Source organism: Pseudomonas sp. YuFO20, from assembly GCF_035064975.1.
Taxonomy (GTDB): Bacteria; Pseudomonadota; Gammaproteobacteria; order Pseudomonadales; family Pseudomonadaceae; genus Aquipseudomonas; species Aquipseudomonas putida_AE.
Genome location: NZ_JAXDEO010000034.1, coordinates 61,003 through 76,498, shown reverse-complemented (window position 1 = coordinate 76,498; position 15,496 = coordinate 61,003). Strand labels below are relative to the sequence as shown.

At 56.9% G+C, this 15,496-nt stretch carries 11 protein-coding genes; 9 read left to right on the top strand and 2 right to left on the bottom strand.

The window, feature by feature from the left end; all coding sequences use genetic code 11:
• Nucleotides 1-118: 118 nt before the first annotated feature.
• A complete protein-coding gene (gene tusA, locus SOP85_RS19635; protein WP_274077684.1) occupies nt 119-370 on the bottom strand; it encodes a sulfurtransferase TusA in 252 nt (83 codons plus the stop codon).
• Nucleotides 371-566: 196 nt separating this feature from the next.
• The gene (rlmM, locus tag SOP85_RS19630) at nt 567-1,640 is read right to left on the bottom strand and encodes a 23S rRNA (cytidine(2498)-2'-O)-methyltransferase RlmM (RefSeq protein WP_323627937.1); all 1,074 of its coding nucleotides are present in this window, start codon (nt 1,638-1,640) and stop codon (nt 567-569) included.
• Between the two features lie 222 nt (nt 1,641-1,862).
• Here rlmM and acnA point away from each other — a divergent pair, with 222 nt between their 5' ends.
• The 9 genes from acnA to SOP85_RS19585 all read left to right on the top strand — a co-directional run bounded on the left by acnA (nt 1,863) and on the right by SOP85_RS19585 (nt 15,452).
• Nucleotides 1,863-4,604 (top strand): aconitate hydratase AcnA, encoded by a 2,742-nt coding sequence (gene acnA / locus SOP85_RS19625; RefSeq protein WP_323627936.1) that lies wholly within the window; start codon nt 1,863-1,865, stop codon nt 4,602-4,604.
• 873 nt (nt 4,605-5,477) lie between these two features.
• Nucleotides 5,478-5,741 carry a hypothetical protein gene (locus SOP85_RS19620; protein ID WP_323627935.1) on the top strand — a complete coding sequence of 88 codons (264 nt, stop codon included), beginning with the start codon at nt 5,478-5,480 and terminating at the stop codon, nt 5,739-5,741.
• Nucleotides 5,742-6,324: 583 nt separating this feature from the next.
• A complete protein-coding gene (locus SOP85_RS19615) occupies nt 6,325-7,116 on the top strand; it encodes a CPBP family intramembrane glutamic endopeptidase (protein WP_323627932.1) in 792 nt (263 codons plus the stop codon).
• Nucleotides 7,117-7,345: 229 nt separating this feature from the next.
• The gene (locus SOP85_RS19610; RefSeq protein ID WP_323627930.1) at nt 7,346-8,140 is read left to right on the top strand and encodes an ABC transporter permease; all 795 of its coding nucleotides are present in this window, start codon (nt 7,346-7,348) and stop codon (nt 8,138-8,140) included.
• A gap of 13 nt (nt 8,141-8,153) precedes the next feature.
• Nucleotides 8,154-8,807, top strand: a complete 654-nt coding sequence (locus SOP85_RS19605; RefSeq protein WP_323608948.1) for an ABC transporter ATP-binding protein — start codon at nt 8,154-8,156, stop codon at nt 8,805-8,807.
• A 54-nt stretch (nt 8,808-8,861) separates the two neighbouring features.
• Complete coding sequence (locus SOP85_RS19600; protein WP_323608947.1) at nt 8,862-9,968, top strand: ABC transporter permease; 1,107 nt, start codon at nt 8,862-8,864, stop codon at nt 9,966-9,968.
• A complete protein-coding gene (locus tag SOP85_RS19595) occupies nt 9,961-11,052 on the top strand; it encodes a polysaccharide biosynthesis/export family protein (RefSeq protein ID WP_323608945.1) in 1,092 nt (363 codons plus the stop codon). Before SOP85_RS19600 ends, SOP85_RS19595 begins: the two co-directional genes overlap by 8 nt.
• A 33-nt stretch (nt 11,053-11,085) precedes the next feature.
• Nucleotides 11,086-12,513 carry a mannose-1-phosphate guanylyltransferase/mannose-6-phosphate isomerase gene (locus SOP85_RS19590; RefSeq protein WP_323608944.1) on the top strand — a complete coding sequence of 476 codons (1,428 nt, stop codon included), beginning with the start codon at nt 11,086-11,088 and terminating at the stop codon, nt 12,511-12,513.
• Complete coding sequence (locus SOP85_RS19585; protein WP_323608943.1) at nt 12,510-15,452, top strand: glycosyltransferase; 2,943 nt, start codon at nt 12,510-12,512, stop codon at nt 15,450-15,452. The genes SOP85_RS19590 and SOP85_RS19585 overlap by 4 nt, the downstream gene beginning before the upstream one ends.
• The last annotated feature ends 44 nt before the right edge of the window (nt 15,453-15,496 follow it).

Sequence of the window (15,496 nt, the reverse complement as noted above, 5' to 3'; positions counted from 1 at the left end):
CAATCGGATATGACCTTGTAGGAGCGAGCTTGCTCGCGAAGGCGGTGTGTCAGTCAACATTGATGGTGGCTGATAGGCCGTCTTCGCTGGCAAGCCAGCGCCTACAAGGTTTTGTGGGTCAGTCGGATTTTTTGCGGATCCAGTAGAGGTAGGTGCCGGCGTCTTCATGCTGCCCCACCAGCTCATGGTCGAGAAACACGCAGAACTTGGGGATGTCGCGGCGTGTCGACGGATCGGTGGCGATCACCTTGAGCAGGCCGCCGGGCACCAGGTCACGGATGTGCTGGTGGAGCATCATCACCGGCTCCGGGCAGTTGAGGCCGGTGGCGTCGAGGGTGCCGTCTACCGGCGTATCAAGCAATTCACTCATGATTCACTCCTGAAACTTGCCGGCATTGTCGCCCATTGCCGGGTGTTCGGTCATCTGTGGCATTACGCCGGCCTTGTGGAATTACCACGGTCCTGTGGGAGCGGGCTTGCTCGCGAAAGCGGTGTGTCACCAGCGTTGATGTCGACTGACACGACGCCTTCGCGAGCAAGCCCGCTCCCACATGGGGCCGCGTGTCTCAGCGGGATTTCGCTTTTTTCACGTCCAGGCGGCGCAGGTGGCAGGTCACTTCCTCACGGTCGTGGTACAGCTGTTTGCAGCCGATCTCGACCTTGATGCCCCGCGCCTTGAAACCGTCGGCAATACGCTCCAGCAAACGCTTCACCTCGGCATACCGCTGCTTCATCGGCAGCTTGAGGTTGACCACCGCCTCGCGGCAATGCCCCTCGCCGATCCACTCCTCCAGCATCGCCGCGTTACGAGCCGGTTTCTCGACAATGTCGCACACCATCCAATCCACCGGCTGCTTGGGCTTGAAGGTGAAACCGTCGGCCATCAAATGCTGCACCAGGCCGGTGTCCATCAGGCTTTCAGCCATCGGGCCGTTATCTATGGCGGTCACCAGCATGCCACGGTTGACCAGCTGCCAGGTCCAGCCGCCGGGCGCCGCGCCCAGGTCGACACCGGTCATGTCGCTGTGCAGGCGCTCGTCCCACTGGTCCCGCGGGATGAAATGGTGCCAGGCCTCTTCGAGCTTCAAGGTCGAACGGCTCGGCGCCTCGCGGGGGAATTTCAGGCGCGGAATGCCCATCGGCCACATCGCCGAGTTGTTCGACTCCGCCAGGCCGACGAACACTTCGCGGCCACTCTTGAACGTCAACAGCAGGCGCGGCTTGGTCGCATCGTCCACCAGCTTGCCGGCGCCGGTCAGCGCCTTGCGCAGCGGGCCTTCGAACTTCTTGCAGAAATTCGACAGCTCCTTGCCATCATTGGTGTCGACCACTTCCAGCCACAGGCTGCCGCAGGTCGGGAAATCCGCCAGGTGCGCGAGGATCACGCTGATGCGATCGCTCTCCGGCAGGTCGATGAAGATCCCCCGGGCCCACTGGCGCGGGAAGATCAGGTTGGTAAAACGCTGCCCGCGCATCAGGCGCTCGGCGCCGTCTTCTTCGGTGCAGACAAACTCGGCGCAGGCGCTGGCCGCCTTGGCCTTGGCATAACCGGCCACGTTCAGTTGTGCGGCGAGGTCGGAAATCTCGGAACAGACTTCACCTTCGAAGCCCGGCCGGCAATGCATGAAAAGGGTGTTCATTCTTACTCCTGGGCAGATGGCGAGACATTCAACCACTGCGCGATGCCCAGACTTGCGCTAACGCAAAGCCTGTCACGAAAACCGGCGCATGATAGCCGACTTCGGAACCTCGGACTTGCCCATAGAGTCCAGTTATTAGCCAGCTACTTAAAACAGGGCTAGGTTTAATGCTCTGCCCGTTCCCTCAGTCCGTACCCGTGCGGACTCCAAGGAGTGACCGTAATGCCGTCCCTCGATAGCCTGAAGACCCTTAAAACCCTGCAAGTCGACGACAAGACCTACCACTATTACAGCCTGCCGGAGGCCGCCAGGAGCCTCGGCGACCTCGACGCACTGCCCATGTCGCTCAAGGTGCTGCTGGAAAACCTGCTGCGCTGGGAAGACGCCAAGACCGTCACCGGCGCCGACCTCAAGGCCATTGCCGCGTGGCTCAAGGAGCGCCGCTCCGACCGCGAAATCCAGTACCGCCCGGCGCGGGTGCTGATGCAGGACTTCACCGGCGTGCCCGCCGTGGTCGACCTGGCCGCCATGCGCGCGGCCATGGCCAAGGCCGGCGGCGACCCGCAGCGCATCAACCCGCTGTCGCCGGTGGACCTGGTGATCGACCATTCGGTGATGGTCGACAAATTCGCCACCAGCAGCGCCTTCGAACAGAACGTCGACATCGAAATGCAGCGCAACGGCGAGCGATACGCCTTCCTGCGCTGGGGCCAGAGCGCCTTCGACAACTTCAGCGTGGTGCCGCCAGGCACAGGCATCTGCCACCAGGTCAACCTGGAATACCTGGGCCGCACCGTCTGGACCAAGGACGAAGACGGCCGCACCTACGCCTTCCCCGACACCCTGGTCGGCACCGACTCCCACACCACCATGATCAACGGCCTCGGCGTACTCGGCTGGGGCGTCGGCGGCATCGAAGCCGAAGCGGCGATGCTCGGCCAACCGGTGTCGATGCTGATTCCCGAAGTGATCGGTTTCAAGCTCACCGGCAAACTCAAGGAAGGCATCACCGCCACCGACCTGGTGCTGACCGTCACCCAGATGCTGCGCAAGAAAGGTGTGGTCGGCAAATTCGTCGAGTTCTACGGCGACGGTCTGGCCGACCTGCCCCTGGCCGACCGCGCGACCATCGCCAACATGGCGCCGGAGTACGGCGCCACCTGCGGCTTCTTCCCGGTGGACGACGTGACCTTGAGCTACCTGCGCCTGTCCGGCCGCCCCGACGCCACGGTCAAACTGGTCGAGGCCTACAGCAAGGCCCAGGGCCTGTGGCGCCTGCCGGGCAAGGAACCGCAATTCACCGACAGCCTGGCCCTGGACCTGGCCAGCGTCGAAGCCAGCCTCGCCGGGCCCAAGCGCCCGCAAGACCGCGTCTCGCTGCCGAACGTCGCACAAGCGTTCAGCGACTTCATCGGCCTGCAACTCAAACCCACCAGCAAGGAAGAAGGCCGCCTGGAAAGCGAAGGTGGCGGCGGCGTGGCCGTGGGTAACGCGGACATGGCCGGCGAAGTGGACTACGAATTCGAAGGCCAGACCATTCGCCTGAAAAACGGCGCGGTGGTGATCGCCGCCATCACCTCCTGCACCAACACCTCCAACCCGAGCGTGATGATGGCGGCCGGGCTGCTGGCGAAAAAAGCCGTGGAAAAAGGCCTGCGGCGCAAACCCTGGGTGAAAAGCTCGCTGGCCCCCGGCTCCAAAGTGGTTACCGACTACTACAAGGCCGCCGACCTGACGCAGTACCTCGATACCCTGGGTTTTGCCCTGGTCGGTTATGGCTGCACCACCTGCATCGGCAATTCCGGGCCACTGCCGGAACCCATCGAAAAAGCCATCCAGAAAGCCGACCTGACCGTAGCCTCGGTGCTGTCGGGCAACCGCAACTTCGAGGGCCGAGTCCACCCGCTGGTGAAAACCAACTGGCTGGCCTCGCCACCGCTGGTGGTCGCCTATGCCCTGGCCGGCACCGTACGCATCGACCTCAGCCGCGAGCCCCTGGGCGAAGACCAAAACGGCAACCCGGTGTACCTGCGCGACATCTGGCCCAGCAGCCAGGAAATCGCCGAAGCGGTCGAGCGGGTCAATACCGCCATGTTCCACAAGGAATACGCCGAAGTGTTCGCCGGCGACGAACAATGGCAAGCCATCGAAGTGCCGCAAGCGGCCACCTACGTCTGGCAGGACGACTCGACCTACATCCAGCATCCACCGTTCTTCGACGACATCGGCGGCCCGCCACCGGTGGTCAAGGACGTCAGCGGCGCGCGCATCCTCGCCCTGCTCGGCGACTCGGTGACCACCGACCACATCTCCCCCGCCGGTAACATCAAGGCCGACAGCCCCGCAGGCCAGTACCTGCGGGAAAAAGGCGTGGAACCGCGCGACTTCAACTCCTACGGCTCACGCCGCGGCAACCACCAGGTGATGATGCGCGGCACCTTCGCCAACATCCGCATTCGCAACGAAATGCTCCACGGCGAAGAAGGCGGCAACACCTACTACATCCCCACCGGCGAAAAACTGCCGATCTACGACGCCGCCATGCGCTACCAAGCCTCCGGCACCCCACTGGTGGTCATCGCCGGCCAGGAATACGGCACCGGTTCCAGCCGCGACTGGGCCGCCAAGGGCACCAACCTGCTGGGCATCAAGGCCGTCATCGCCGAAAGCTTCGAGCGCATCCACCGCTCCAACCTGGTGGGCATGGGCGTGCTACCGCTGCAGTTCAAGCTCGACCAGAACCGCAAGAGCCTGAACCTGACCGGCCGCGAAACCCTGGACATCCTCGGCCTGACCGGCGTCGAACTAACCCCACGGATGAACCTGACCTTGGTCATCACCCGCGAAAACGGCAGCCGGGAAAAAATCGAAGTGTTGTGCAGGATTGATACGCTTAATGAGGTGGAGTACTTCAAGTCGGGGGGGATCTTGCATTATGTGTTGCGGCAGTTGATTGCGTCGTAAGCGCGGGACAATAAGTGTTGAGGCTTCAGGCGCTGTTGCATCGGTAACGGCGCCTGACGCCCTCCCTTACAACCTGCCATCCAAGCACCTTGCCGGCGAAGGCATCCTTACAACCAACTAATTACTTGCGAATGCACTCAATCCACTGTGGGAGCCACCCTGCTGGCGATGGCGCCCTAACAGCCCACCATTCCCCTGCGGCAGCACCCACCCCCCTGCAGGAGCCGGCTTGCCAGCGATGGCACCCTCAAAGCCGACCATTCCCTCACGACTGCACCCAACCCCCCGTAGGAACTGGCTTGCCAGCGAAGGCGCCCTAACAGCCAACCATTCCCTCGCGACTGTACCCAAAACCACTGTAGGAGCTGGCTTGCCAGCGATGGCACCCTCACAGCCAACCAATCGCCCCGGGATACACCCGATCCACTGTGGGAGCCAGCCTGCTGGCGATAGCGCCCTCACAGCCAACCATTCCCTCGCGACTGTACCCAACCCCCTGTAGGAGCTGGCTTGCCAGCGAAGGCGCCCTCACAGCCAACCATTCCCTCGCGACTGTACCCAAAATCCACTGTAGGAGCTGGCTTGCCAGCGAAGGCGCCCTCACAGCCAACCATTCCCTCGCGACTGTACCCAAAACCACTGTAGGAGCTGGCTTGCCAGCGAAGGCGCCCTGACAGCCGATGATTGTCTTCCAGGTGATCACCGCGAGTCAGAACGCCTGCGAGATTCACTGGACCGCCTGATATCTCAACCAAAAACGACTATCCAAGACCCAGCGCCCCACATTTACTCAAGAAACGAAATCCCCTGCCGATAGCCAGGGCAATACGCTGTGGTAGGGTATTTTAAAATTTGTCGGTACGGGTTTAGCGTATGAAAGAGATTTATCTATTGATCGAGCACGGAATCGATCAAGGCGAAGTGTATGTTCTTGGTTGGTTCGACGATGAGAAAAAGGCGAAGGAAATCGCCGAAGAAAAAGAGTGGGAAGCGTATCGCGAAAGCTTGAAAACAGGACACGCCTGGTCAAATCACAAGCCGTTGGCACCAGACCAAACCGAATACCGTCGATTCTGGATCAAAGAAGTTTCCAGGTTTGATCGCGTGCCTGTCCCAAGGTCGTCGGCCGTTCATTGAGCCTCGACCCTGTGCTGAGGCTCCTCAGCAGCACAGTTACCACGCTTGGCGAACATGCAAAAGCAAGGCGCCTACCGGCCGACCTGATTTCGAATGCATTCAGCCCCCTGTAGGAGCTGGCTTGCCAGCGAAGACGACCGCCCAGTCGACAGATCTGCCAACAGGCGCGCAGCTTTGAAGGGAATAGCACTACGCACAAAATTCCATATTTGCGGGGGAACCACATCCCTGTGCTCAGTGTTAGCGCTCTTGAAAGGACCAGTACCTGGTCAAACCGCAACTAGTACTCGGTGTCGCCTTCAATTTTGAAATGCATGACCCACCCCCTTAACGAAGTAACCAGGGTCATAAGAGGCATCAACATCAACAACGTCACAGAGATCACGGACCAAATTGTCATATGCTTCCCCTTTTTCCAGCAGGATTTGGCAGAGCACCTTTCCAAAAAATGTCAGGTACCTTTAAACATAGTCACACACTCTGTTTTACGCACTAACACACAGCACCACAATTGCAGACCCACGGCCATATCTGCCTAAATGCCCCACATTAAAGCGAGCTCACCTGAAACAAGGAAACGTTAATGCTCGTAATGCCCTGGCCATACCTGACACTCCTCTCTGCCGGCTATGTCCTGGCACTCACCTACGGGCAAATCACCGCCCAGGCGAGCATCGCCATTCTCCTGCTGCTACTCGCCGGATTCGCCGTCCAGCAACAACACATCCGCTACGGCCGCTATCTTGGCCACGCCCTGTTCATCCTCCTGGCCCTCACCCTGGCGCTGCATTGGTGGCCGGGATTTCACAACGCCCGAATGATCGACCAGGAACGCTTCACCGAGAACGCCACGCCCTTCTCGATGAACCTCAATCTGGATAAACCGCTGATAGGTTTCTGGCTGCTGCTCATATGCCCATGGATTATCGGCCGCCACTCGGTGCTGCAAGCATTGAAGGCAGGTGCCCTGATCCTGAGCCTGACGGCAATCGTTACGCTGGGAAGCGCATGGCTTGTGGGGATAGTCGAGTGGGCACCGAAATGGCCGCCCCAGGCGTGGTTGTGGATAAACAACAACCTGCTGCTGGTGACATTGGTAGAAGAAGCGCTGTTTCGCGGTTACCTGCAAGGAGGCCTGAGCCGACGCTTCCAGCATCTGCCCTATGGCGAATATCTTGCCCTGCTGATCGCCGCGCTTCTGTTCGGAATGGCCCATTGGGGCGCTGGCTGGCAATGGATTTTGCTGGCGACCCTGGCGGGCATTGGTTACGGACTGGCCTATCGATTCGGCGGACTGGCCGCCGCCATTGCCACTCACTTCGGTTTGAATCTGCTGCACTTTGGTTTATTCACTTACCCAATGATGGCCACCTGAGCCATCACTCATCGAGTTCTGACAAAAAGGTCAAATCTGTCAAAATGCCCTCCCCGATGGCAAATACAGCCGGTTATCGGTAGGGAACTACGCAGCTTGACTCCTGTCAGGCCCAGCGTTTAACCTCCCGCCCCACGAATGGAATCAATCTGCCCTACATTGGCAGATAGTCTTCTGAAAATGAATTCAAGCAACGCGTTTATCGCGTTGTTGTGCTGTGCGGTAAATCATGCTGAAGCCCCGCTCCTCCCTGCAAATCAAAAAATCCGTCATTTTCGCCCTGGTGCTGCGTGAAGCGCGCGCGCGTATAGGTGCGAGCCGCATGGGTGCGGTGTGGACGTTACTTGAGCCGATTGCCCACCTATTGATCTTGAGTACGCTGTTCGCTCTGATTCGCGGCAGAACGGTAGTCGGACTCGAATTTCCCGTTTTCGTTCTGGTTGGACTCGCACCCTTCCTGCTGTTTCGCAACACAGCGTTGCGCTTGATGGACAGCCCCAAGGAAAACCGCTCGCTGTTTGCCTACAAGCAAATCAAACCCCTCGACACTTTCATCGCCCGGGTCCTGGTGGAGTTCAGCATCTCCGCCCTGGTCTACGCCATCCTGGTGTTCGGCTTCGCCTGGTACGGCTTCGACATGTCGGTCAAGGCTCCCATCCAATGGGTACTGACTATTCTGCTGGGGCTGCTGTTTGCCTTTGGCCTGGGCATGCTGCTGGCGTTGATTGCTCACGCGATTCCGGGCAGCAAGATATTCATCCGCATGATGTTTTTCCCGCTGTATTTCATTTCCGGCGTCCTGATACCCGCAGCCTATCTGCCTCACGCGATGCTGCCCCTGCTATTGCTCAACCCGTTCCTGCACTTGCTGGAACTGATCCGCGCCGAGATCTTCCCTTACTACGTGCCCGTCGATGGCGTCTCTCTTGAGTACGTGGTCGCTGTCACCCTGGTTTTGCTATTCGTATCGCTCGGCACATACCGGGTTCGTCGACTGCATTTGATCTCCACCAAGAACGGCTAACCGCAGGCTTACCGTGTTCGAGCTCAGAAATATCACCAAGTCTTACCTGACCCCCAAAGGGCGTCGCCATGTTTTCCGTGACCTGTCGCTGAAGATCCCCGCCGACAAGAACATCGGCCTGATCGGCCGCAATGGCGCGGGCAAATCGACCCTGGTTCGCCTGCTGGGCGGTGCCGATGTGCCGGACTCCGGCACCATTGCCACCAACAAGAGCATTTCCTGGCCAGTCGGTTTGTCCGGTGGCTTCCAGGGCAGCATGACCGGCCGCGAGAACATCAAGTTCGTCAGCCGCGTCTACGGTGCGGTCGGCGACGCCATGCGTGCAAAGGTTGCCTACGTCGAAGACTTTGCCGAAATCGGCAGTTGGATCGATGAACCCGTCAAGACCTACTCCTCCGGCATGCGTTCGCGCCTGGCGTTCGGCCTGAGCATGGCCTTCGACTTTGACTACTACCTGATCGACGAAGTGATGTCGGTGGGTGATGCCCAGTTCAAGCGCAAATGCGCTGACGTGTTCGAAGAGCGCCTGAAGAAATCCAAAGTGGTGCTGGTTTCCCACAGCATGCCCGAAATCCAAAAGCTCTGTGACGTCGTGCTACTGGTGCGCGACGGCGGTGTCCAGATTTACGACGACGTCGCCGAAGGCATCAAGGCCTACAACACCTGACCACACACCCCCCCTTATATCGCAGCACCGTTCCACTTCAAGGATGCATCACATATGAGCAGTACGGGTAAACTCAAGGGCTGGCGCCTGGCAATTGGCCTGGTGGTTCTGCCACTGGCCTTGGCGGCCATCTATTACGGCATGTTCGCCATCGATCGATATGTCAGCTCCGCCCAGGTGGTGGTCCGCCAGGATGGCGGCAACCAGAGTGCCGCTATGCCCGGACTGGCCACCCTGCTGACCGGTACGAACCCGGCTTCCAGGGAGGAAACTTTGTACCTGCGGGAATACATCGTGTCGATGGACATGATGCTATTGCTGGAAGAACGCTTGCACTGGATCGAGCAATACGCCGCCCAGCGCAACGATATTTTCTTCTGGTTGAACAAAGACGCAGAGCGTGAAGACCTGCTCCAGTACTACCAGCGCATGGTTTCCGCCCACTACGACGAAACCACCGGTCTGCTTCGGGTCGAGGTACAAGCCTTTACCCCCGAACTGTCGGAGCAGATGCTGCGCGCCATCCTTGAAGCCAGCGAACACTTCGTCAACGAAGTCAGCCACAGCATTGCCCGCGAGCAGATGAATTTCGCCACTGGCGAGCTGCAAACGGCGCGCACCAACTACGCCGAACGTAAAACCGAACTGATCGACTTCCAGAATGACAACAAAGTCCTGGATGGCGGCAACACGGCCCAAAGCCGCGCCACCATCATTGCCGACCTCGAAGGCCAGTACACTAAAGAGCAGGCCGTGCTCACCGAAATGCTCTACAAGCTGCTGCCTGACTCGCCGCAGGTTAAACAGCAAAAGCAGAAGGTCAGTGCCATCACCCAGCAACTGGCCAAGGAAAAACGTCTGCTAGTTTCGTCCCCCGACGGCTCCCAGCTGAACGTTGTCGCCTCGCGCTTCCAACAGTTGACCCTAGACGCCGGCATCGCTGAAGAGAGCTATAAAACCGCAGTCGCCGCCCTCGACAATGCCCGTATTGAGGCCAGCAAGAAAATCCGCACCCTGGTCACCGTGGTCAGCCCGAACAGCCCCCAACTGGCCCTGTACCCAGAGCGTCTTTACAACCTGGCAACCATCTTGCTAGCCCTGCTCATGCTGTACGGCATAACCCGCTTCATCCTGGCTTCGATCGAGGATCACCGTGATTAAATCCCTTGTAGTCTCCCACAAGTTCAACCTGACACTGGCAGCATTGACCCTGGCAACCCTGGGTCTGGCCGGATGCGGCGGCACCTTGTCGGGCGCCGGCCCTTACAAGGGCGATATCGAAAGCAAAAACCAGCCGTACAACCTGGTCGAGATCAACGCCAGCACCATAGCGCCGTACATGCGCGGTGCAGTACGCCCGATGCAATCGAGCATCGCCAAGCCCGTCGCCCCCTCGGCGCGGCTGATGGCCGGTGACATTCTCAACGTGCTGATCACCGACAACGCACCTGAAGGCTCGGCGCTGTTCGCCCCGCTGTCCGCTGGTGGTACGCAGCTTAAGACTCGCATCGACGACCAAGGCATGATCTCCCTGCCCTACGTCGGCCGTCAGTTCGTCGCTGGCATGACGCTCAACGAAGTTGAGAACATGATCCGCAAACAGCTCAAAGGCGTGACCACCGACGTGCAGACCCACGTTGAACTGGTCGGTGACCTGTCGGGCTCGGTATTGGTAGCCGGTGCGGTCAAATCCCCTGGCCGCTTCAGCACCCTGCAAGGTCCACTGACGCTGCTGGATGCCGTCAACCAGGCTGGCGGTCCAGTCATGGAGCCCCATCTGGTCAACGTCACGGTGCGTACAGGCAGCCAGGTTCAGCAGTTCAACTATGAGGACGTATTGGCCGGCAACAACATGGTCCTGCGTCCTAACTCGGAAGTAGTGCTGGACCGTGCGCGTCAACGCTTCGTCGCCATGGGCGCGGTTGGCGAACCAGGCCTCAAAGACCTGCCAGCACAGAACACCAGCTTGCTTGATGCACTGGGCAGCGTCGGCGGACTACGAGAAGCCAACGCTAACCCGGAAGGCGTATTCGTGTTCCGCATGGGTGAAGGAACCAACCCGAAACCAACAGTCCTGCGCCTGGACATGCGTGATCCGGCAGCGGTTTTCTACGCCCGCCAGATCATGATCAAACCGGATGACACCATTTACGTGACCAACGCCGCGATTTACGAGTGGCAAAAAGTTATCTCGCCAATCGTACAGACCATGGTGTTGGGCCGCACGGTTGGCGCTTACAAGTAACCTTTGAAATTTGATCAGCGATAGGGAAATTACATGATCCCGGTAATACTTTCTGGTGGCTCAGGCTCCAGGCTCTGGCCGCTTTCGCGTGCCATGCACCCAAAGCAGTTCCTCACACTCAACGGCGACCAGTCGTTGTTCCAGGCGACGTTGTCGCGGTTGGCGGGCATCCAGGATGGACCGCTGACCCCGATCGTTGTGAGTAACGAAGACCACCGTTTCCTGGTGGCTGAACAGTGCCGCGCACTGGGCATCAACCCCCAGGCTATTTTGCTCGAGCCGATCGGTCGTAACACCGCCCCCGCCATTGCTGCAGCGGTCGTGAAGGCCTTGGCTTCGGGCAGGGACGAATTGCTGCTGGTGTTGCCTGCCGACCACGTCTTCGATGATCTTGATGCGCTGCACAAGGCTTTCGAAACAGGCGCCCCCGCAGCGCGTGACGGCCGGATAGTGACGTTCGGGATCGTACCGAACAAAGCCGAAACCGGTTACGGCTACATTCGCGTCGCAGAGAAATCCGACGAAATTCAGGCTGTTCAAGAATTTGTTGAAAAACCGGACCTCGCCACTGCAGAGCAATACCTGGCTGATGGCCGGTATTATTGGAACAGCGGCATGTTCCTGTTCCAGGCATCAAGCATGCTCGCTCAATTGGAAGAACACGCCCCGCAAGTGCTGGATGCCGTGCAGGCGGCGCTGAGAAATGCCAAGGAAGACCTGGACTTCACCCGCCTGGACACCATGGCCTTTGCAACTGCAGAAAACATTTCCATCGACTATGCCGTGATGGAACGATCCAACCAGGTGTCAGTGGTCCCTCTGGACGCCGGGTGGAACGATGTCGGCTCATGGTCGGCAGTCTGGGAAATCGCCGAAAAGGACTCCCAGGGAAATGCATCCCGCGGCGACGTCATGCTCGAAGCCACGCGCAATGCCTATGTTCACGCTGAGCACCGCATGGTGTCCGTACTGGGCCTGGATGACGTCATTGTGGTCGAAACCGCAGACGCTGTGATGGTTGCGGCCAAGGACAAGGCGCAGGACGTAAAACTGCTGGTTGATCGCATTAAACAGAGCGCACGCACTGAAGCGACCAATCACCGTAAGGTGTATCGCCCGTGGGGTGCCTACGACTCCATTGACCATGGTCCGCGCTATCAGGTGAAGCGCATCACTGTTGCACCAGGGCAGAAGCTCTCGGTACAGATGCATCATCACCGCGCAGAACACTGGATTGTCGTGACTGGCACGGCGAAAGTATCGATTGGCGACAAGCAGATACTGCTGACCGAAAATCAGTCGACTTACATCCCAGTAGGCGTCGTCCACGCGCTTGAGAACCCCGGGAAAATCCCTCTGGAAATGATTGAAGTTCAATCAGGCGGATATTTGGGCGAGGACGACATCGTCCGATTTGAAGATAGGTACGGTCGAGTAGACGTAGCCACCGAACCCGCATGAATACCTATCTCCATTTCCTCATTGGTAAACCTAGTCTCATGAAACAAGAAAAGCACATCCTCGTTCTTACTCCTGAAATCCCGTTTCCGGTTTTCAAGGGCAACCAGAGCCGTATCGACCAGACTCTGAAAGTACTTCTCGAAGCGGGACACAAGGTTTCGCTGGCCATCTTGAACTTCAATCAAGAGGATAGAAGCTCGGCCTCCGTTCAAGCGGAAATAAAGAACCACTACCCCACTATCGAGGCAGTGGAAGTAAGAAGGCACCCGAGGTTCAACAAGCAACCTGCCAATCCGATTCTCACAAAATTCCACAAGCTCACCGACAAGGGCCAGGTATCCAACAGAGACTCCTGTCCGGACAGTTACAAAAAACTTGTTCACCAGATGGTTAAGGAAATCAATCCAAGCCATATCCTGGTCAACTACGTAAAGCTTGACCGTGCGATTCCGAGCAGCTATCGCGGGATTAAAATTGTTGACACGCACGACATCCAAACGAGCATCATTAATGCCGCGATAAAAAGCGGGACGTTTAAAAAGCAAATAGACATGAAAAAATTCGAGGCCGAAGAGTTTGGTCTTCTCTCGAAATATGAATATGTCATTTCGATCAACCCGAACGAAACCAGGGAAATCAAGGAAAGGCTGCCAGAACAGAAAATCCTGACGCTTCCTGCATTCAATGATTTCCAACGCAAACACATCCCGGGAAAAGAAATATACGATATTCTTTTCGTCGGATCTGCGTCGCCGTTTAACGCAGAGGGAATCAAAAACTTTATTCGTCACTGCCTGCCAGCCATTCGAAAGGCGATGCCTGGCGTCCGCCTTGCCATTGCTGGCGAAGTGAGCAATATCGCTTCGGTAAAAGCCCTAAAAAACGACAGCATTCTATACTTGGGTCGAGTAGAAAACTTGACCAACACTTACGCCGCCTCAAAAGTTGTTATCTCACCGATCGTGAGCGGCGCAGGCATGAAAGTCAAAAACATTGAAGCCTTCTCTCACGGCATGCCCCTGGTAGCTACCAGCTTCTCGATGGATGGTATTGAGGGCACCGATGGCGTGAACTGTATCATCACAGATGATAACAGCAGCTTTTCGGCAGCTGTACTCAAGCTTTTGACTGACAATGCTCACCGCGCAAAAATCTCTAAGGGTGCTTACTTGCTTGCCAGAAGCATGTACAGCAAAAATACGGCCGCAATAAGCTATAACACAATCATCAACAACGACTTCACCTATCGCCCCGAGTTGATGCCAAGCGAAAATACTCCGGTTTCAATGCCGCAGACCACCGTTCAGCGCCGCACCAAAGCTCTTATTTACAGCTCCGATGCCGACTACCTCATCTCCTACAAGATAGCTCTAGCGGAAAACTTCAAAAAACTTGGTATTTATTCCGAATTCGTAACAATGGACTCGGCGCGTACCAACCGCTTCCTGTCTGAAGGTTATCTGGCGCACGCAACAAGACCTGACCTGGACAAGAAAAAAAGAGCCAGTATCAAAGCTGATCTTCAAACTCAGCTCGACTCAGAGGGAAAAATAAACATTACCCTCAGAGGCGTCAATATTACCGACGACATCAACACATACAAAGAGATGTTCCCTGAGCACTTTGAAGGCAAGAAACTTATCGATGTGGCAGCGCATGCTATTTTGATTCTTGACTCCATTCTGCGCAGAATCGCCAAAACGTCTCCTGACTTCATGGTTGGCTGGAATGGTAATGGACCGCACTTCATTTTCCTTATGAAAGTCGCAGCGAAAATTTCGAACTTGCCTATCTTCCACGTCGAGCGCGGACTGTTACCTGATACGCTTGTATTTGATCCACAGGGGGTAAACTTCAAGAGCTATATTGCCGGAAGTTACTTGCCACTGATCAACGACACCGAACGGGCGACGGCAAGAAAATACATTGAGCAGTTCTCTACTCAAGGCAAGACTATTGTTGGTAAAGACGCGGATAACACTCTATCCCGTGAAAACGTTCTTGAGCGCATCGGCCTGACACCAACGAGCCAGTACATTTTTTTCCCAATGCAGATTGAGGGCGATTCGAACATCATTCTCAATTCGCCCATCTATAAAAAGATGGTTGAGGTTATCGACGATCTAAAACATGTTTCCCGTCGCACCGGCATAAAAATAGTTTGCCGCCCGCACCCTGAGAACACGATAACCCTGTCGGAGTTGCAGGCGCGCTACCCGAGCATTACGTTTGATAATTCGCTGCATCTACACACAATGTTGAAGCATTCTGTCGCGAACGTAATCATTAACTCAACCGTGGGCCTGGAGTCGATATTGCTCAAGAAGCCAACGATTGCGCTTGGCCATAGCGTTTACTCGGGAAAAGGGATCACTCTAGATGCCTTCCATAAAGACCACATTGAAAGGGCCGTGAAAAAAATTATCGACGGCGACATCGACAACGAGACGATTGAACTTCGCACGGACGCACTGGTTCACCAGCTATTCAACGCCAGCCTGATTCGCCTGGACAACATTGAAGCCAACAAAACCGTTATTGAGTCCGCCCTCCTGAAGAATGGCGTAATTATTAACAACGCCATGGCAGAGCCAAAACCGGCTCAACTGGCTTCGCGCTACATGCAATATTATAAAACCTACGTTTCAGCACTGAGCAAAGCGAATAAAATCGAAATTCGTAACACGCTCGAGCCAGAAACTTATCTGTGGCTCAATGGCAACACACGCCCACTGGTGACGGAAGACACCATCTCTGCCCATTTCCAAAATGCATCAAGAGCAGAGATAAAATTCGTTACCGAGATCGACGGAAGGCCGACCAGTGAAGACGGCGCGCTAATAATAACCATCGTCTCGTCCAAAGCCAGTAAAAAACCAAAGACAACTGCTGCGAACGAGTTCTATGTAGATGAGTATTTTTATCCTATAACAGGATAAAAAAAAGGGCGGACTGTCAGCGCAATGACAGCCCGCCCTTTTTC

Coding starts and splice junctions, on each gene's coding strand:
- SOP85_RS19610 (WP_323627930.1), top strand. CDS start 7,346: ATGCTGAAGCCCCGCTCCTCCCTGCAAATCAAAAAATCCGTCATTTTC.
- SOP85_RS19585 (WP_323608943.1), top strand. CDS start 12,510: ATGAATACCTATCTCCATTTCCTCATTGGTAAACCTAGTCTCATGAAA.
- SOP85_RS19615 (WP_323627932.1), top strand. CDS start 6,325: ATGCTCGTAATGCCCTGGCCATACCTGACACTCCTCTCTGCCGGCTAT.
- SOP85_RS19600 (WP_323608947.1), top strand. CDS start 8,862: ATGAGCAGTACGGGTAAACTCAAGGGCTGGCGCCTGGCAATTGGCCTG.
- SOP85_RS19590 (WP_323608944.1), top strand. CDS start 11,086: ATGATCCCGGTAATACTTTCTGGTGGCTCAGGCTCCAGGCTCTGGCCG.
- tusA (WP_274077684.1), bottom strand. CDS start 370: ATGAGTGAATTGCTTGATACGCCGGTAGACGGCACCCTCGACGCCACC.
- SOP85_RS19620 (WP_323627935.1), top strand. CDS start 5,478: ATGAAAGAGATTTATCTATTGATCGAGCACGGAATCGATCAAGGCGAA.
- acnA (WP_323627936.1), top strand. CDS start 1,863: ATGCCGTCCCTCGATAGCCTGAAGACCCTTAAAACCCTGCAAGTCGAC.
- rlmM (WP_323627937.1), bottom strand. CDS start 1,640: ATGAACACCCTTTTCATGCATTGCCGGCCGGGCTTCGAAGGTGAAGTC.